This is a genomic window from Agrobacterium larrymoorei (assembly GCF_030819275.1).
Classification (GTDB): Bacteria; Pseudomonadota; Alphaproteobacteria; order Rhizobiales; family Rhizobiaceae; genus Agrobacterium; species Agrobacterium larrymoorei_B.
The window spans coordinates 316,699-334,118 of record NZ_JAUTBL010000001.1; the positions used below are offsets into that span (position 1 = coordinate 316,699).

Consider the following 17,420-nt stretch of genomic DNA (forward strand, 5'->3'; position numbering starts at 1 on the left):
GGCCCCTGTTTCTATTTTTGGAGGATGGTTTGGAAAGACCCAAAGGCTTCGCGCTAGTTCAGGTAACAAAACACATCGCGGATTTGAAGAACGATCCAAGCCACGAACTATCCGCCGGTACAATGCAAACGTATCTAGGTCGCGATTATTCGACCTACGCCGCAGAGATCGCAAATCGTGGGACGTTCATACCGTATGAAGCGCTGAGCGATTTCGGTCGAAAGTATGCGGATGATACTGCTGATCTAATGAAACGCATCACCTTGGCATTGAACTTCAAACACATCACCATTGACGGCAGCGCCACGGCAAAGCAACGAGAACGTCTTGATGCGTTCATGGGCGACGCAGAAGAACTGCTGCAAATCTACCGTAATGAATTTGAATACGATCCTGAGCGTGACATACCGCAACCCTATTTGAGTGATCGCGCTTTCCTCGTTTCGTATCATGAGGACGGCGTTGGCCGCCCCTATGATCGTGCCTATCAGGCGCTTGAGAATTACGAAGTCTATCTGCCAATGAGACCAGACGATAGCCAGGTGAACCGAGCGCTAAGCGTAAACTTTCTACAACGGCGCTGGCTCGAAACTTTAATTGAAGAGCCACAACCTGAGCTTGATCCAGCCCGATTAGACCGAATTCGCGCTTTGGCAAAACGCGATTTCTAGAGTTCTCACTTAGGGGAGTAGGTCATTTTGCTCCCTCCCTTAAACCGGCACTCACTCAAACCCATTGGAAGCCCAGGAGCGGAGCGACCAAACCACAGTAACGAAGTGGAGCGGAGCGACCAAAAAAACAATGGCTATGCCGCTAGCAGCGAAGTGGAGTTCCCCAAACGGGAACGAGCGACAGCGACCGCGAGTAGCAGAGGTGAGCGGATTTGAGTGCCAACGAAAAACGCGAAGCGATGCGTGAAGCCGCCAGCGCTTTGCGCTGATGGAAGTGGGACAAATGGGTCCATATATATATAATATATATGGATCTAATTATCCTACCTCTATTAGTGTAATGCCTGTTCTATAATATATGGGTCCTATCAACCTACCTCGTCGCCAATAAAAGCGCAGCTGGTCGCGGAAGCGATAAATAAAACGGCGAATAAATCTCCCGTCATGTCTTTCCTCGACATAAGCCGTGACTGCTCTCAACCGGTCACGGCATTTCCATGAGATTTATAATGACAGCAATATTCTCGTTATTTTATAAATAGTTAGACAAAAGCGCAGTGAGAGAGCGCTTGTAAAAACGTAACGAGGAACAACATGCAATATCCAGAAAAGAAGCCGAAAGCATCGGCCATTGAAGTCATTCGCTGCATCACAAAACAATCTGATCCCCAGCAAGTAGCAGACGCCGTTGACGCTGCGCTTTTCGCTCAATGGGAAAATGCACAGACTTACCAGCACGGCAAGAAGAGAACTTTTGAACTTACGTTCGAACAGTTCATGACGCTAGTTACTCCGAGCCGACGCAAGCGCATGGAAGCTGCCATGTCCAACGGTACTTTCACGCGGATGATGAAGAGCAAATTCGGGTACGTCTTGGGCTGGAAATCCCGAAAGGCGTTCAAGACCGGCGTTATGAGCCTTGAAACTGCCGCGTACATGAACCGCGAAGACAGTGAGCGCTCCACGCAATTTGGCCCTGGTGACCAACACACCGACGACAGCAAAGACCTTATCCGCAAAGCCCGCACCGGTAAGAAGGCGACCGTTAAGACGAGAGCAAAAATGTCCGCGTCAAAGACTGGCAAGCCGCGCGATGAGGACACGAAACGAGCCATCAGCAACGCGCTGAAAGGCAGTCAAAAATCAGAAGAACATAAGGCCAAGATCAGCGCAGCCGTAAAGGCAAACCTGGCAGAGAAGAAGGCCGCTAAAAAAAGGGAGCAACAATGTCTAGAAAACACACCGACGAAGCCAAGCAAAAAATCGGAAATGCCCGTCGTGGCAAACGTCATTCCGATGACACCAAACGACGTATCGGAGAAGCGCAGCGAGGCAAAATCTTATCCGACGAACATCGCGCAGCAATTGCGCAGGGTCAGCGTAATCGTTGGGCGAAAATCAACGGAGACAGCATTTGAAGCTGATCTGAGCGTCCAGGCATAAATACTACGTTAGACAAGGAGAACTCAAAAAATGAGCAAACATATTGAAGCACTTACCCAGTTATCAAATCTAAGCGAACCCATACGCTTCGGTACGGCTGGCGAAGCAATTCGTCACCTAGTCCCGGTAGCGATTTTGCTAGACGAGCGTCTGGCAGCGCTGGAAGCTGCATCGAAACCAGCAAATAACGAGGACCTGAAACGCGCCCTAATCGACGCACAGAACGCCATCGAGAAGGCGCTAAATCATTTCCGAACAACCGCTGAGGAGAACCGCTGTGGCAAATAAAGGCGGAAAAATCAGCGACGAGACAAAGGCGAAAATCTCAGCCAGCCAGAAAGCGCGATGGGAGCGAATTCGCCAGAAGATCGCGATAGCCGATGCTCCTGGGGCGCTTCTCAATTATCTGCGTCACGAGACAGCGCCGTGGTTCCGACATGACGGCGACGTGGTTCGCACGGTTACACAGAGCAAGGCCGTGCTTATCACCGATCTCATCCAGCGCTTCCGAAGATGGATCAAAAACTAAAAATAATAAGGAGGCAAAACCCCATGAGCATTTCAGCAAATACCTTTTCAGACATTTTCGAGGTCGTTCAGACCGTAATCAAAACCCACCCCGACGCTCTGGCGCTAGATCCGATTGCGGACCTCAAGGCCAAATCTACCGTCCGTATCCCCTACACGCGAAAGCCGAAACTGAACGCTTCATCCGCGTACATGACGATTTCCAAGTCGCACAAGAATTGGATCGGCTTGCTGCTTGGTGAACTCGTGCATTTCGTGACCGGCGCGCAAGCTGACATCACGATCATGCACACGAGCGCGAGCGCGAAGAGCAGCGTGAAGAAGGCAACGCAGACATGGTACGAATTCGTCACCGAACTTTACAAGGATAAGATCAACAACCGAAACGACGTCAGCGAGGCGCAAGCCCGCCAGTTGGTCAAACTCATCGACCTGCTATCCGCAAGCGGCTTTAAACTCCGTGGCTGTGGCTGCATCGAATTTGTCGACGAGAATGGGCAGGTGCTGTGATGAACAATCGTCAGCAATCGCCCAGCGACTTGAACCACACTATTGCAAAATACGATGCGGCCCAAAATGCGCCGTTGGCTGCCTTGGGTAATCTCCTAAACGTCCTCAATGGTGGAAATTACTCCAATCTGCCCCTACACGTTTCTAAGTTGTACGTGAGATATCCCGAAGCACGCAAAGTGTGGGCAAAGCATCTTCTGATCTTCCCTCGTCGTTTTGTGGAGGTACGGATTGATGCGGTCCAGCATTTAACACAACACGAGTTCGATCAAGACGCCACGGCGTGGCTCATACAGGCTAAGGAATACGCGACGTTTCTCGGACCACTCGCCTACGACCGCGACACGGACCAGTGGGTGTTTGCGTTCCGAAGAAAGAGCGACGCGATGCTGTTCAAACTCGCTCATGGAGGTGCAACATGAGCGCGTTTCGCCAAGCATTTGTGAACAGTTGGAACAACGCAGTCAATCAAACGGCGGTCGATCTACCAAAGGCTGTTAAATCGTGGGATTTAGTCGCGACCCATTATTCGACCGTTCGCATTTCATTCGATGATGCGCGATTTGAGCGTGCTTGGGCCTCAGAGAGAATTTCAAACTGGTTGTATTCCGCCATCTTCGGTGACGGCTACAGGAAATTCGATCAAAAGGCGAAAGAGCACAGGATGAGCGCTAGCCGATATCTTAGTTTTATCGACCCCGTCGCTTACGACTACGACACGCTAGAATTCGTCGTGGCTTTCTCCGAACCGGCTGATGCGGACACATTCAATCGGATCAACAATGAACCTTGGGCTGGAGCCTACGATCAGTTCATCGAAATGTACGACGGATACACTGGGCACATGAAAGGTGTTGAAGCATGAGCGCTTACGAACCAATCATCATCAACGGCAAGACCGTGTTCGTTCCTGTCCAGCAGCAACCACAACCCTTACCGCTGCAAGCTGCAACAAAGCCGAACGCCCCATACGTGAAGCACGTCGGCAAGAAATACTGCGAACGTAAAAACTGGTGGTAATCGCTGCGAAGGCGGTTCCATCGTTAAATACAGCGGACGGATAAGAAAAATAATAACGACCGTTTGGCTGCTCAGCGGAGAGAACAAGATGTTCTCTCCGTAGTCATTTCCTGGGCCGGTAGATGATGCGCCAAAGACCGAAGGCGTTCAATATCACCATCGCAGCCGCGAATAACATCAATAACCCCGCCTCCATAGCAGCCCCAAAAGCCACCGGCCCCTCGATGGCATCGGAGTTGATAGCCTCGGTGACTTTAGCCTCGTACCAAGCGGCCCACAGCACCAAGGCAACGACTTCGGCGCAGTAGAGAACAATCGCCCCTAGCGGACCTAATAGCCATTTCACGAGTATCATCAGGCAATAAACGGCAAAAGCGAAAGGGCTTGCAGCAAGGAAGACGATGAAGAGCGTAACGGCGGGCGACACTATGAATTTCAGCACCTCGTTCAAACTCTTCTCCGCTTTTCACGACAAGGGCAACCACAGCCCAGGAACGCTTACAGTCCCGGTCGTCTCAACAAAAGTGGCCCTGGAGATAAATAAACGGCAGAAGACTTGCTCATAAATTTTCTGTTCCTCCTGTAGCCCTCTCGACTAGCCATAGGTCGGGAGGGTTTTTCTTGCCCTTCGAAATCAACGGCAATAGCGCTGGCTTTTTGCTGGAGGCTTGCAGATGGAAACTTGGCAATACGTTGTGATCGGCCTGTTCGTGATCGTTTTGATCCGCGCTTGGTTCCTTATGGGAAAGATCAGCCGCTACATCACTGACACCGAATATCGAGACATTGAGCGGTTTAAAGAGCGCAAAATCGCCAATTACTAATCAGTCACAAAGAAGCCCGGTCAGTGCCGGGCTTTTCCATGTCAATCGATCTCAATAATCTTGCGTTCCCGACGTGCGGCGGCAGTGTAAGCGGATAGCGGCTTCGTCGGTCGGAAATGCTCATCACGTTCGACCAGCAGACCATGCGGGCCTTTCACGCTCATCAATTCCGTCACGCTGACATAACCAAGTTCGGGTTCACCAACTCCAAGATCACAAAGGCCAAAGCAGGTATCACCGTCCTGCTCCATCTCCGTAATCAGCCACGTTGCTGCACCCCACGGCGTGAACCATTTCACGACTGGTACTAAGTCGGTATCGCGGGCTGTGAGGTTGTTTTCGAGCAGCTTCGCTCGAAGTTCATCTGGAAGCAGTTGGCTCATGCTGCCACCTCCACGCTTGCCATTCCCATCACCACGACCGCTGCGACACGTTCGATCAGTTTGCGCTCTGCGCGCCATTCTGCCACATCAGCGAATACCTGTTCGAAACGCTTGCCATCGATCTTTCCCCAAACCTTAAACTGCATCTGCTTAACTCCTATAAGTTGCATCTACAACTCAGAGTTAAAGCCGTTGAGTGGTCAGGGCGAGCAAAGATTGCTTTGCCGAGCAAATCTTTTCAGGCTATCAAAGAAAAGAAAAAGCAACGGGCGCAAGCATTTAGTGTGGTTTTGCGAATGTTGTAAAATAAGTATCTTGCAACTAGATTGATTGCGTCAATTATGCGGCGCAATATCGAGGCGAGCCGTCATACGATTCACGCATCCCGTTTTTGTAAAGTCAGGACCGAGAGAATGCCCATCTTGAATAGAGCCGCCGAGTTGCAGGAAGAAGCGACGCAATGGCGCCGCCATCTTCATCAAAACCCGGAAATTCTCTATGATGTGGAGGAGACCGCCCGCTTCGTCACCGAGAAGCTGACAGCCTTTGGCGTCGACGAAATTGTCAATGGCATTGGCCGCACGGGCGTCGTTGGCATCATTCACGGCCGCAGCAAAAATGGCCGCACCATCGGCCTCCGCTCCGACATGGATGCCCTCCCGATTCTTGAAGAAACCGGCAAGCCCTGGGCCTCGCTCACCCCTGGCAACATGCATGCCTGCGGCCATGACGGACACATGGCCATGCTGCTCGGTGCCGCCAAATATCTTTGCGAGACCCGCAACTTCGACGGCACGGTGGTTGTCATTTTCCAGCCCGCCGAAGAAGGCGGTGCAGGCGCGCTCGCCATGGTGGAAGATGGGCTGATGGATAGGTTCGGCGTGGACGAGGTCTATGGCATGCACAACATGCCGGGTATTCCGCTTGGCCAGTTCGCCATTCGCAAAGGCGGCATCATGGCCGCACCGGACAAATTCACCATCACCGTCAAAGGCCGTGGTGGCCATGCCGCCCAACCACACCGCACCGCAGATCCCATCGCCATCGGCGCCCAGATCGTCACCAATCTACAGTTGATCGCATCCCGCAACGCCGATCCCCTGCGCTCGGTCGTCGTTTCAGTCACCCGCTTCCAGGCGGGCACCAGCCACAATATCATCCCCAATGAGGCGCTGATCGCCGGCACGGTGCGAACGCTCGATGAGGACGTGCGCGATCTGGCAGAAAAACGGATACGCCAGATCGCTGAAGGTATCGCTCTCGCCAACGGCGCTGAAGCGGAAGCCGAGTATCACCGCTACTGTCCTGTCACCGTGAACCATCCCGCAGAGACGGACTACGCGGCGCAGGTTGCCCGCGACGTGGTTGGCGCAAACAATGTCGATGCCGATGTCGATCCTTCCATGGCGGGAGAGGATTTCTCCTACATGCTGAAGGAGCGCCCGGGCGCCTTCATCTTCATCGGCAATGGCGAAACCGCGGGGCTGCACAACCCCAGCTACGACTTCAACGACGAGGCGCTCGCCTATGGCATTTCCTACTGGGTGAAACTCGCGGAGCAGCGGTTGCAGGGCTGACGAGTGAGATCACCGTGCGTCCATTGGGACGCACAAAAGACACTCTACCTTTTTGAATCTACCCATCGTGCTTCGCTGAAATCGGTTAAGTTTTCGGTCCGATGCTGTAGCATCTACGAAGCAAGCGGCTTGACTTCGCGCATGAGTCGGTCCAAGTGAAATTCTGGTGCTGATCGTAGTAAAATGGTTACGGGAAGCCACGTAGAAAGAGCGTCATCGCGCTTGATCGCTAGACTGGAGCAGTTGAAATGTCTGCAAAAATTTATCGTCCGGCAAAGACAGCCATGCAGTCCGGCAAGGCCAAGACGAATATCTGGGTGCTGGAATTCGACGCCGAGGTCCCGCGCAAGATCGACCCGATCATGGGCTACACGTCTTCGTCGGACATGAAGCAGCAGGTCAAGCTCAATTTCGACACACAGGAACAGGCCGAAGCCTATGCACAGCGCAAGGGCATCGAGTACCGCGTGATCCAACCAAAGGAAGCAGAGCGTCAGACGGTTTCCTACACGGACAACTTCCGCTATACGCGCACACAGCCTTGGACACATTAACCGTTTTCGGCGCCTCCACGGCGCCGCGAGTGGCCCCTTAGCTCAACTGGATAGAGCAACTGCCTTCTAAGCAGTAGGTCGCAGGTTCGAGTCCTGCAGGGGTCGCCATTCTTCTCATGTCCAGACCGAAGACACGTAGCAGTCTGCAGTTCTGATACTCACGCTGCATTCGTCAATCCACGGCTTGAGTTTGCCTGGCCGACATGCTTACATCAAATTAAGTTATTGATCTTACAAGATTTTGGTGTCCACGAGAGGATTCGAACCTCCGACCCCAGGATTCATACCACTTCGGCTTTCGCCGCCGTCCCGCCGTTAGGTGGGCGCGTTCGTGGTCTGGACTGTCCCTTCACCATGGGCTTAGAAGCCTTTAGGTGCTGCCCATCCAGTCTCTACACCTTCAACGGATTTCTCCGAGGCTTGGCTCGGGATTGGCATGCTGGAAGCCCAGCGAAGCGTTCCCCGACTTTGAGCAGATCGATCGCGTCGTTTCCGGGCGCGACCCCCAATTTAATTAGGAATCCTGTGCTCTATCCTGCTGAGCTACGTGGACACACACGGGCGCTTTTAAACCACTGGTCATTCAGGATCAACCGCGTTCTGAGAGCGGACGGCGTTCTGCCCGGAAATTTTACAGCATCGGGCCGAAAATCGGAATCGATTTTCGGAAAGCGCGGTGCATAGATTCAAAAGGTAGAACGTCCTTTGTACCTTCATGATGACGCAACCTCGCTCTACCGAAACATAAGAGCCTTCACCAACAGAAAAAGCTAAAGCCACGCTTGAACGGAAAGCACGAAGCATATTCTATCGCGGCAACAGTGAGGAGACACGCATCATGAGCGACAACGTCATCAAGTTTCGCAAGCCGCAACCGCCCAAGCAGCCACGTCCCGGCCAGAGCAAGCTCCTGGCGGTGATCATCGGCGTCGTCGCGCTATGCGCTTTGATCTGGCTTCACTTCCAATATGGAGTGTGAGGCCGACTATCTGGATTTGGGGCGGGAAGCATGTCCATCACAGCGGCAGCTATCGTAGGAGATGAGGTCGAACTGACGCTCAGGCGCAACCTAAAGCGCAATCCTCTGCGCTTTTAAAATCAGATTGCTGGACGTTGTGCATAGTGGATCGGTGAGCACAGAAACATAAGCTCAACTCCCACAGAACTGTCACAAGCACAATTTTGAATGATGGGTAAGAAACGACAATATCAAGACAAATCAACTATTTGTCGAATGGTCGGAGTGGAGAGATTCGAACTCCCGACCCTCTGGTCCCAAACCAGATGCGCTACCAGACTGCGCTACACTCCGCCGATGTCGTGAGCGGGGAGATACACGGTTAGTGCACACCCTGCAACAGCTAAAATCACCTTTTCGTTTGTTTTTTCTCAATCGGCACCCACGGACGGGATCGAGGATGGGATGCGAGCGGCGGTAAGATTACGAAGTTTTCACTTCACCTACCCCTCTCGCTGTGCCAAGCGGTCCCATAGACGTATTTTAGCAGTTGCAGTGACTTGCTCAGATAGCCACCTATCAAGGCAAACTTTGCAATCTCTCATGATGGGAATGAACAATTTGGACGCCAGCACCGACAAACCGAACAGCCAGGAAGCGAAGCCCGATCTTCGGGACATTCTGGCATCTTCGAAAACCGGGAAGAAAAAGTCGAGGCGTTCGCTCTATGTCGTTCTCGCGCTGCTGATGATTGCTGGCGCGGCAGCCTACTACTACGTCTTTGCTGGCGCCAGCGTCGCCTATAGCTACACGACACAGGAAGCGAAGCGCGGCGATCTCTCCCGTGATCGTCACATCTACCGGCTCTGTACAGCCCACCGACCAGGTGGATATTTCGAGTGAACTGTCCGGTACGATCCGCAAGGTCAATGTGACGTTCAATACGCCCGTCAAAGCAGGAGACGTCCTGGCGGAGCTCGACACCAACAAACTGGAGGCGGATGTGCAGAGCGCGCGGGCCAAGCTCGCATCCGCGAAAGCCAATGTCGCGAAGGCGAAGGCGGATCTCGGTTCGGCCAATACCTCGCTTGAGCGGTTGAGATCGCTGGTGCAGAACCGCGTCTCAAGCCAGCAGGACCTCGATGCGGCACAGTTCAACCGGGATGCGGCGGCGGCGACGCTGGAAGTCAATGAGGCCACTGTGCTTTCCTCCGAGGCTGATCTGCGGCTTGCGGAAGTCAATCTCAGCAAGGCGAAGATCGTTTCTCCGATCGATGGCGTGATCCTGACGCGCGATGTCGATCCCGGTGCGACAGTGGCATCGTCTTTGAATGCGCCGGTGCTCTTCACCATCGCCGGAGACCTGCGCCGTATGGAGTTGCAGGTCTCGATCGATGAGGCGGATGTCGGCAAGGTGGAGAGTGGTCAGGAGGCCACCTTCAATGTGGATGCCTATCCCGAGCGGCGTTTTCCGGCGAAAATCGAAACCGTTCGTTTTGCTTCGGAAACGGTCTCCAACGTCGTGACCTACAAGGGTATTCTGACGGTCGACAATGCAGAACTCCTATTGCGCCCCGGCATGACGGCAACCGCCAATATCGTGGTCGAACATGTGAAGGATGCACTGCTGGTGCCCAACGCCGCCCTGCGCTACACCCCACCGCGGGAGAATGCGTCGCGCGGTGGTGGGCTGATGGGCCTGTTCCGCCCTCCCCGCATGAACCGCTCGCGCGGCGCCGGTGCCGAACAGGCCGCTGCGGGCAAGCGTCAGGTCTGGGTGCTGCGCAACGGCACGCCCGTCAGCGTTTCGGTCCAGGCAGGCTCCACCGATGGCCAGTTCACTGCTGTGACCTCGGACGCGCTGAAGGCGGGAGACCAGGTGATCACCGACGCAACCCAACGCAGCAGCTAGGCGGGAGTAGAAGCATGAGCGCACCGCCTCTGATCGAATTCCGCGATGTCGTGAAGCAATATGGCAAGGGCGAAGCGGCCATTCGGGCACTGGATGGCGTCAGCCTGTCAATCAAGGAACACGAATTCGTCGCTATCATGGGACCGTCCGGGTCAGGCAAGTCGACCTCGATGAACATCATTGGCTGCCTGGATACGCCAACTGCCGGGGAATACTTGTTTCAAGGCGTGCCGACCAGCGGTTTTGACAATGAGCACCTGACGCTGCTTCGCCGCCACATGCTGGGCTTCGTGTTTCAGGGCTTCAACCTGCTGTCGCGCACCTCGGCTGTCGAGAATGTCGAACTGCCTTTGATCTATCGCGGCATGAAGTCCGGTGAACGGCGCGCGCTTGCCATGGAGGCCTTGGCGCAAGTCGGGCTGAAGGGGCGCGAGCACCACACCACGCAGGAGCTTTCCGGCGGGCAGCAGCAGCGTGTGGCAATTGCCCGTGCCATCGTCACCAAGCCGGCCTTGCTTCTTGCCGACGAACCGACAGGCAATCTCGACACCAAAACCAGCATCGAGATCATGGACCTGATCACCTCGCTCAATCGCGATCGCGGCATTACCGTCGTGATGGTGACCCATGAAGAAGATATCGCCGCCCACGCCAAGCGCCTGCTGCGCTTCGTCGATGGCCGTCTGGGTTCGGACAGCGCCGTCGAGCGTAAAAGGGAGGCCACCGATGTTCTTTGAGACCGTCAGGCTCGCCATGCGTGCCATCAGCCGCAATATGCTGCGCTCCTTCCTTACCGTGCTCGGCGTCGTTATCGGTGTGGCCGCGGTCATCGCCATGGTCACCATTGGCAATGGCACGACGGAGCAGGTAAAGTCGGAGCTTTCTCGCCTCGGCACCAACATGCTTTTCGTCAGGCCCGGCCAGTTCGGCCCTGGCCGCGCCAGTGTCGATGCCAAACGCTTCACTGATAGCGACGTGCAGGCCATCCGCGACCAGATCAGCGGTGTGCGGGCTGTCGCGCCGTTGAACCGGTCATCTGCGGCAACGGTCATTTATGGCGGCAAGAACCACCAGACGAGCGTCGTCGGCACCACCAACGACTATCTGATCGCGCAGGACTGGACGATAGCGCTAGGCCGCGAGTTTCTGCCCGCTGAAGACCGAGGCGGACAGATCGGCTGCATCATCGGTGAAACCGTTCGACAGGAGTTGTTCGGATCGTCCGATCCGGTGGGACAGACGATCCGCGTCAGCAACATCTCCTGCCCGGTCATCGCTGTTCTGGGGCGTAAAGGGCAATCAGGTCTTGGCGATGATCAGGATGACACCGTGATCATGCCGCTGAAAATTCATCAGCGCCGCATTGGCGGCACGACGACGATTTCCTCCATCATGGTCTCCGCCCAGGATGGAGTCTCGACTGCAAAAGTGCAGTCCGACCTGGAAAATCTGCTGCGCGAGCGCCGGCGCATCGGGCTTGGCCGCCAGGACGATTTCACTGTCAACGACATGGCGCAGATCGCCTCTGCCATGACCGGTACCACCACCCTTTTGACGGGGTTGCTCGGCGCTGTCGCCGCCGTCAGTCTTCTGGTGGGCGGGATCGGCATCATGAACATCATGCTGGTTTCGGTCACGGAACGAACGCGCGAGATCGGCATCCGGCTCGCCATCGGCGCGCTGGAAAAACAGGTGCTCACACAATTCCTCGTCGAGGCCGTCATGCTGTCGGCCTTCGGTGGGACAGCGGGGATTTTGACAGGCCTTGGACTGGCCTATGGCGTCGTCAGCTTCCTTGGCGTGCCCTTTGTCACCAGCCCGGCAATCATTGCCATTGCCTTTGCCTTCTCGGCCGCCATTGGCGTCGTGTTCGGCTACTTTCCCGCCCGCCGCGCCGCAAGCCTCAGCCCGATCGAGGCGTTGCGCCACGAGTGACGTGCCTGTCAAACTTGCGAAAGCGCCTCACACTCTCCATATGGAAACGAATGAGAGATGAGGGAGTTGGACCGTGAGCGTTGCCTTTGTAAAGGAAGAAAGTGCGGAGACCGCAGCGGAGACCCAGCTGCCGGATCGCCCGATCTCTCAACATCCCAATCTCGTCACCGAAGCGGGTCTCAAGGCGCTTGAAGACCAGATGAAGGCTGCCCGTGCCGCGCACGAAGCTGCCAACGCGGTTGAGGATATCAACGAACGCAGACGCCAGACCGCGCCACACCTGCGCGATATCCGGTATCTGGCCGAGCGCTTGCGCACGGCGCAGGTGATGCCCGCACCCGAGAGCAACGACATCGTCTCGTTTGGCAGCACCGTGACCTTCACGCGCGAAGATGGACGCGTGCAATCCTACCGTATCGTCGGCGAAGACGAGGCAGACCCCAAGGCCGGGTCTATCTCCTACGTATCTCCTGTCGCTCGCGCTTTGAATGGCAAAGCCGTTGGCGATATCGCCACTGTCAGCGGGCAAGAGTTGGAAATTACCGCCATTCAATAAGCCGCCAGTTGCAGGAGGTCAAAATAACGGGTAACTGCCGAGTGACTTGACTTTCAGCAAAAGGTTTACTGCGCATGGCGGTGGAATTCCTCGTCACTCATTCCGGCGGCTTCCACGCCGATGAACTGCTTTCCAGCGTCATTCTCACCCGGCTTTATCCAATTGCCAAGATCGTTCGCAGCCGCGCGCCGGAGTGGATCACGCCAGCGCAAGACCGGATCATCTATGATGTCGGTGGCGCTTATGATGCACAGGCACACATCTTCGATCACCACCAGCGCGGCGCGCCTCTGCGTGACGACGGCCAGCCCTACAGCTCATTTGGGCTCGTGTGGAAACATTACGGTCGTGATTATCTGGCAGCGCTTAACGTTCCTGCCGCCGATATCGAAGACGTTCACGCGTCTTTCGACAAGAGCTTCGTGCTGCCGATCGACCTTACGGACAATGGCGCTCTGAGCCCTGCGATTGCCGGAGAACTCGCCGGTCTGACCTTGCCGTCGCTCTTGGAAACGCTGAAGCCCTCATTCGACAACCGTGAACCGGGCGCTGACGACGCAGCCTTCCACAACGCGCTGGCGATCGCTCGCGCCTTTGTTGAAGCGGGGATCGAGAAGAAGGCCGCAAAGCTCAGGGCAGAGACGCTCGTTCTGAAAGCCATAGAACAAACCGGCGAAAGCCGTATTCTGGAATTGCCGATCGGGATGCCCTTCCGCCCCGCAATCGTCAAGGCCGGCGCCGACCACCTCCTATTCGTCGTTCATCCGCGTGACAAGGATTGGTGCGTCACAGGCATCCGCCGCGCCGAAGAAGGCTTCGAACTTCGCGCCGATTTGCCTGTTTCCTGGGCGGGTTTGACCAATAGCGATCTGGAGCGGGCGAGCGGCGTCGAAGGCGCAACGTTCTGTCACAATGGCCGCTTCATCGCCGCCGCCAAGACACGAGAAGCCGCAATGACGATGGCTGAGATCGCCACGCAGGAAGCCCTCTTAGAGCGGCAATCCGCTTGAATATCTTTTCTGGAAAATGAAATAACGCGGTGCTTGACGACAAGCACCGCAATGCCGTTGGGCGGAGATCAGGCGTTTTCTGCTGCCTCACGCTGCTTGGCGAGTGCTGCAAGATCTGCCGCCTTCAGCTCGACGGATTCACCGCAGCCGCAAGCCGAGGTCTGGTTCGGATTATTGAACGTAAAGCCGGAGCGCATCTTGGTGACTTCAAAGTCCATCTGCGTGCCGAGGAGATAAAGAACCGCGGACGGCTGGACCCAGACCTTCGCGCCGTCATGCTCGATCAGATCGTCCTTGGCATCAGGCTGCGTTACGAGATCGATGGTGTACTCCATCCCCGCGCAGCCGCCCTTCTTGATACCGACGCGCACGCCTTTAGCATCAGGACCTGAATTTTCGACGATCGCTTTGACACGAGAGGCGGCTGCCTTCCTCCGTCATGGTCATCACTGCAAAGCCCATAGGCTTGTCACTCCTTCGACAGTCGGGTTCAAGGCCCGATGTTTATGGATTTAAATCTAGTCTTACGTCGAGATGGTATCAAGAGCTGCCGATCGTCTAATCGACCGCACTCAGTACCAGCCGACCGCAACCTGCGCTTCTTCCGACATGCGGTCTGGCGTCCATGGCGGATCGAAGGTCATTTCCACCGTCACGCCCGATACGCCCTCAACCGCACCGACCGCGTTTTCCACCCAGCCCGGCATTTCACCGGCCACCGGGCAGCCAGGTGCTGTCAGCGTCATGACGATCTTGACCATGCGGTCATCTTCGATGTCGATCTTGTAGACGAGCCCAAGCTCGAAGATGTCGGCCGGGATCTCGGGATCATAGACGGTCTTCAGCGCGGCGATCACGTCGTCGCTGAGGCGCGCCAGTTCATCCGGCGAGATGCTGGAGGCCTTGGCAGGGACGGATGCAGCCTCTTCAGCAGGCGATTGTGCCAGATCCTGCGGCTGTTCAGTTGTATCGGTGCTCATGGTCCTGATCCTCAATTCCGATCTCAGGCGAAGAATTTGCGGGCATAGTCGAGCGCTTCGGCCAGTGCATCCACTTCGGCGCGCGTGTTGTATAGCCCGAACGATGCTCGGCATGTGGAGGTCACGCCAAAGCGTTTCAAGAGTGGCATGGCGCAATGGGTGCCGGCACGGACGGCAACGCCGCGGCGGTCGATGACCATCGAGACATCATGGGCATGGATGCCTTCGAGCTCGAAGGAGAAGATGCCACCCTTGCCCGGTGCGTTGCCGATGATGCGCAGTGAGTTGATGTCACGCAGACGCTCAGCGGCGTAGGCGGCGAGATCTGCCTCATGCGCAGCGATCGCCGCACGCCCGAGATTGTCCATATAGTCCAGCGCGTAGCCAAGACCGATGGCCTGAACGATTGGCGGCGTGCCCGCCTCGAAACGATGTGGAGGCTCGTTATAGGTGATCTCATCCTCAGACACGTCGAGGATCATTTCCCCGCCGCCCTGGAACGGGCGCATCTCTTTCAAGCGATCGGCCTTGCCATAGAGAACCCCGATCCCGGATGGACCGTAGAGCTTGTGACCCGTCATCACATACCAGTCGCAATCGATGTCGCGGACATCGACCGGCATATGAACCGCACCCTGGCTGCCATCGATCAGCACGGGGATGCCGCGCTCATGGGCGATGCGGCAAATTTCCTTGACCGGCACGATGGTGCCGAGCGCATTGGACATATGGGTGATGGCAACCAGCTTGGTGCGTTCCGTCAGGCTTTTTTCAAAAGCCTCAATGTGGAAAGCCCCCTCGTCGTCAACCGGCACCCAGACGAGCTTCGCGCCCTGGCGTTCGCGAATGAAGTGCCATGGCACGATATTGGAGTGGTGCTCCATGATCGAGATGACGATCTCATCGCCCTCGCCGATCTTCGGCATCCCGTAACCATAGGCGACCGTGTTGATCGCCTCAGTGGACGACTTGGTGAAGACGATTTCATCCACCGAGCCGGCATTCAGAAAGCGTCGCACCTTTTCGCGCGACGCTTCGTACGCATCCGTCGCCGCATTGGAGAGGAAGTGCAGGCCGCGATGCACATTGGCGTACTCGTTCGAATAGGCATGCGACACCGCGTCGATGACCACCTGCGGCTTCTGTGCGGACGCACCATTGTCCAGATAGACAAGCGGCTTTCCATAGACATCGCGCGACAGGATCGGGAAATCCTTGCGCACGGCTTCAACGTCGTAGGGGGCTGCCGCGATGGCGCGTTCGCTATTATCAGGCATGAGCGTCCAGCCAGCTGGAGATGATGCCTTCCAGCGCCTCTACCAGCTTGTCATCTTCAAGTTCTTCGACAATCTCCGCAACGAATGCGTTGACCAGCATGGCACGCGCCTTCGCTCGGGGTACACCACGCGCCATCAGGTAGTAAAGGTGTACGTCGCTGATATCGGCAACCGTCGCACCATGGCCGCACTGAACGTCGTCTGCGAAGATTTCAAGTTCAGGCTTTGCCGAAAACTCGCCTTCGTCGGACATCAGCAGCGTGTTGCACGCCATCTTTGCGTCGGTCTTCTGGGCATCGGGCGCAACCCGGATCATGCCTTGGAAGATACCCTTGGCGCGATCGAAAACGACGTTGCGGAAGATTTCCGTCGATGTCGTGTTCGGCACATTGTGGCCGAGAACCATCGTCACATCGGTGTGGGTTTCACCACCGAGCAGATTGACGCCGCGCACCGAAAGATCGGTGCCCTCGCCTTCGACGTCGATGCGCAGTTCCTGGCGGACCAGCTTGCCACCGGCATTGATGATGAAGAGCCGAAGATTTGCCTCCGCACCAAGCTTGATGCGCAGCTGAGCCAGATGCGTATCGGCCGCACCCTGCTGTTGCAGAAGGATGTAAGTGGCTTCCGCGCCGTCCTGAACCTCGAGATCGGTCACGTGCGAAACGAGCGCCGCTTCCGTCGCAACCGACAGATGACGCTCGATAATCGTAGCCTTCGATCCCTTGCCGAAGCGAACCGGCGAACGGGTGTGCACCTGCCCAGCGCCGTGGATGATCTGAAGCTCAAGCGGCTGCTCGATATCGGCCTCATCCGGTACAGTCACAGAATAACCATCCCGAACGAAGCTGCCATTCAGGCGGCCGATCATGTCGTCCTTGTCGGCGGCAACGAGTGCGGCGGCGGCTGTGCCGTCCAGAAGGCTCTCGGCATAGTTCCCGATTTCGAAACCGGCAATCTCGGCGTCCACGGCCTTGCCGTGGAGCAAATAGACCGCCTGAGAACCGGCAACAGCCGGATCACGCTTTTCGATCAGCGGCGCAGAAGCATCATCAGGAATGCTGCGCAGCAGGCTCTTCATATCGGTGTAGTGCCAAGCCTCGATACGGCGCGTGGGAAGACCGGCAGTCTTCAAATCGTCGAACAGCACGTCACGCGCAGCAACGACATCGCCATTGCCGGGAAGCTCGCTGAACTTGGCCGTGAAGGCTTCCACCAGTGCGGTTTCCGCAGGTGTCAGCCGGTTTGTCGTTTGAATATTCATGGACATGGTCTCCTGGCC

General features: G+C 56.0%; 22 protein-coding genes, 2 tRNA genes and 2 pseudogenes. 18 read left to right on the forward strand and 8 right to left on the reverse strand.

The annotated features are described in order from the left end of the window. Positions 1–29: 29 nt before the first annotated feature. The 8 genes from QE408_RS01405 to QE408_RS01440 all read left to right on the forward strand — a co-directional run bounded on the left by QE408_RS01405 (position 30) and on the right by QE408_RS01440 (position 4,172). Positions 30–671, forward strand: a complete 642-nt coding sequence (locus QE408_RS01405) for a hypothetical protein (protein WP_306927910.1) — start codon at positions 30–32, stop codon at positions 669–671. 594 nt (positions 672–1,265) lie between these two features. Beyond that, entirely contained in the window at positions 1,266–2,114 is an 849-nt protein-coding gene (locus tag QE408_RS23055; RefSeq protein WP_306927912.1) for an NUMOD3 domain-containing DNA-binding protein, read from the forward strand. A 30-nt stretch (positions 2,115–2,144) separates the two neighbouring features. After that, a complete protein-coding gene (locus QE408_RS01415; protein WP_306927914.1) occupies positions 2,145–2,402 on the forward strand; it encodes a hypothetical protein in 258 nt (85 codons plus the stop codon). Then, positions 2,392–2,643, forward strand: coding sequence for a hypothetical protein (locus QE408_RS01420; protein ID WP_306927916.1), 252 nt, complete (start codon positions 2,392–2,394; stop codon positions 2,641–2,643). The genes QE408_RS01415 and QE408_RS01420 overlap by 11 nt, the downstream gene beginning before the upstream one ends. A 23-nt stretch (positions 2,644–2,666) precedes the next feature. Continuing rightward, on the forward strand, positions 2,667–3,152 hold the full coding sequence (locus tag QE408_RS01425; RefSeq protein WP_306927917.1) for a hypothetical protein: 486 nt from the start codon (positions 2,667–2,669) through the stop codon (positions 3,150–3,152). Further along, on the forward strand, positions 3,152–3,574 hold the full coding sequence (locus QE408_RS01430; RefSeq protein ID WP_306927919.1) for a hypothetical protein: 423 nt from the start codon (positions 3,152–3,154) through the stop codon (positions 3,572–3,574). Before QE408_RS01425 ends, QE408_RS01430 begins: the two co-directional genes overlap by 1 nt. Then, the gene (locus tag QE408_RS01435) at positions 3,571–4,017 is read left to right on the forward strand and encodes a hypothetical protein (protein WP_306927920.1); all 447 of its coding nucleotides are present in this window, start codon (positions 3,571–3,573) and stop codon (positions 4,015–4,017) included. The genes QE408_RS01430 and QE408_RS01435 overlap by 4 nt, the downstream gene beginning before the upstream one ends. Further along, on the forward strand, positions 4,014–4,172 hold the full coding sequence (locus tag QE408_RS01440) for a hypothetical protein (protein WP_306927922.1): 159 nt from the start codon (positions 4,014–4,016) through the stop codon (positions 4,170–4,172). The genes QE408_RS01435 and QE408_RS01440 overlap by 4 nt, the downstream gene beginning before the upstream one ends. A gap of 103 nt (positions 4,173–4,275) precedes the next feature. On the opposite strand, the gene QE408_RS01445 is transcribed toward QE408_RS01440, so the two are convergent. Next, positions 4,276–4,623, reverse strand: coding sequence for a hypothetical protein (locus QE408_RS01445; protein ID WP_306927924.1), 348 nt, complete (start codon positions 4,621–4,623; stop codon positions 4,276–4,278). 223 nt (positions 4,624–4,846) lie between these two features. Here QE408_RS01445 and QE408_RS01450 point away from each other — a divergent pair, with 223 nt between their 5' ends. After that, the gene (locus QE408_RS01450; protein WP_306927926.1) at positions 4,847–4,996 is read left to right on the forward strand and encodes a hypothetical protein; all 150 of its coding nucleotides are present in this window, start codon (positions 4,847–4,849) and stop codon (positions 4,994–4,996) included. A 41-nt stretch (positions 4,997–5,037) separates the two neighbouring features. On the opposite strand, the gene QE408_RS01455 is transcribed toward QE408_RS01450, so the two are convergent. Both QE408_RS01455 and QE408_RS01460 read right to left on the reverse strand, forming a co-directional pair. After that, positions 5,038–5,379: a DUF2958 domain-containing protein gene (locus tag QE408_RS01455; protein ID WP_306927928.1), complete on the reverse strand. Its 342-nt coding sequence runs from the start codon at positions 5,377–5,379 to the stop codon at positions 5,038–5,040. Next, positions 5,376–5,525, reverse strand: a complete 150-nt coding sequence (locus tag QE408_RS01460) for a hypothetical protein (protein WP_274101305.1) — start codon at positions 5,523–5,525, stop codon at positions 5,376–5,378. Before QE408_RS01460 ends, QE408_RS01455 begins: the two co-directional genes overlap by 4 nt. Before the next feature lie 267 nt (positions 5,526–5,792). Between QE408_RS01460 and QE408_RS01465 the strand changes: the two genes are divergently transcribed. From QE408_RS01465 to QE408_RS01480, 4 genes are all read left to right on the forward strand, one after another. Next, entirely contained in the window at positions 5,793–6,956 is a 1,164-nt protein-coding gene (locus tag QE408_RS01465; protein WP_306927931.1) for a M20 aminoacylase family protein, read from the forward strand. Positions 6,957–7,204: 248 nt separating this feature from the next. Continuing rightward, positions 7,205–7,510 (forward strand): ETC complex I subunit, encoded by a 306-nt coding sequence (locus QE408_RS01470; RefSeq protein ID WP_062424309.1) that lies wholly within the window; start codon positions 7,205–7,207, stop codon positions 7,508–7,510. Between the two features lie 31 nt (positions 7,511–7,541). Next, positions 7,542–7,618: transfer RNA gene (locus QE408_RS01475), tRNA-Arg, on the forward strand. Between the two features lie 730 nt (positions 7,619–8,348). Next, positions 8,349–8,489 (forward strand): hypothetical protein, encoded by a 141-nt coding sequence (locus QE408_RS01480; RefSeq protein WP_306927938.1) that lies wholly within the window; start codon positions 8,349–8,351, stop codon positions 8,487–8,489. 256 nt (positions 8,490–8,745) lie between these two features. On the opposite strand, the gene QE408_RS01485 is transcribed toward QE408_RS01480, so the two are convergent. Then, positions 8,746–8,822: transfer RNA gene (locus tag QE408_RS01485), tRNA-Pro, on the reverse strand. A gap of 258 nt (positions 8,823–9,080) precedes the next feature. On the opposite strand from QE408_RS01485, the pseudogene QE408_RS01490 reads away from it, so the two are divergent. The 5 genes and pseudogenes from QE408_RS01490 (at position 9,081) to QE408_RS01510 (ending at position 13,881) form a co-directional block, all read left to right on the forward strand. After that, positions 9,081–10,380, forward strand: a pseudogene (locus QE408_RS01490) (efflux RND transporter periplasmic adaptor subunit). Positions 10,381–10,394: 14 nt separating this feature from the next. Then, entirely contained in the window at positions 10,395–11,117 is a 723-nt protein-coding gene (locus QE408_RS01495; RefSeq protein ID WP_306927940.1) for an ABC transporter ATP-binding protein, read from the forward strand. Next, positions 11,107–12,315: an ABC transporter permease gene (locus tag QE408_RS01500; protein WP_306927942.1), complete on the forward strand. Its 1,209-nt coding sequence runs from the start codon at positions 11,107–11,109 to the stop codon at positions 12,313–12,315. The genes QE408_RS01495 and QE408_RS01500 overlap by 11 nt, the downstream gene beginning before the upstream one ends. Before the next feature lie 73 nt (positions 12,316–12,388). After that, on the forward strand, positions 12,389–12,871 hold the full coding sequence (greA, locus tag QE408_RS01505; protein WP_306927944.1) for a transcription elongation factor GreA: 483 nt from the start codon (positions 12,389–12,391) through the stop codon (positions 12,869–12,871). A 74-nt stretch (positions 12,872–12,945) separates the two neighbouring features. After that, complete coding sequence (locus QE408_RS01510) at positions 12,946–13,881, forward strand: MYG1 family protein (RefSeq protein WP_306927946.1); 936 nt, start codon at positions 12,946–12,948, stop codon at positions 13,879–13,881. Between the two features lie 68 nt (positions 13,882–13,949). Here QE408_RS01510 and sufA read toward each other — a convergent pair. From sufA to sufD, 4 genes and pseudogenes are all read right to left on the reverse strand, one after another. Further along, positions 13,950–14,343: pseudogene (sufA, locus tag QE408_RS01515) on the reverse strand (Fe-S cluster assembly scaffold SufA). 110 nt (positions 14,344–14,453) lie between these two features. Beyond that, entirely contained in the window at positions 14,454–14,861 is a 408-nt protein-coding gene (locus QE408_RS01520) for an SUF system Fe-S cluster assembly protein (RefSeq protein WP_306927948.1), read from the reverse strand. Positions 14,862–14,884: 23 nt separating this feature from the next. Beyond that, a complete protein-coding gene (locus QE408_RS01525; RefSeq protein WP_306927949.1) occupies positions 14,885–16,138 on the reverse strand; it encodes a cysteine desulfurase in 1,254 nt (417 codons plus the stop codon). After that, the gene (gene sufD / locus QE408_RS01530) at positions 16,131–17,402 is read right to left on the reverse strand and encodes a Fe-S cluster assembly protein SufD (RefSeq protein WP_306927950.1); all 1,272 of its coding nucleotides are present in this window, start codon (positions 17,400–17,402) and stop codon (positions 16,131–16,133) included. The genes QE408_RS01525 and sufD overlap by 8 nt, the downstream gene beginning before the upstream one ends. Positions 17,403–17,420 lie beyond the last annotated feature (18 nt).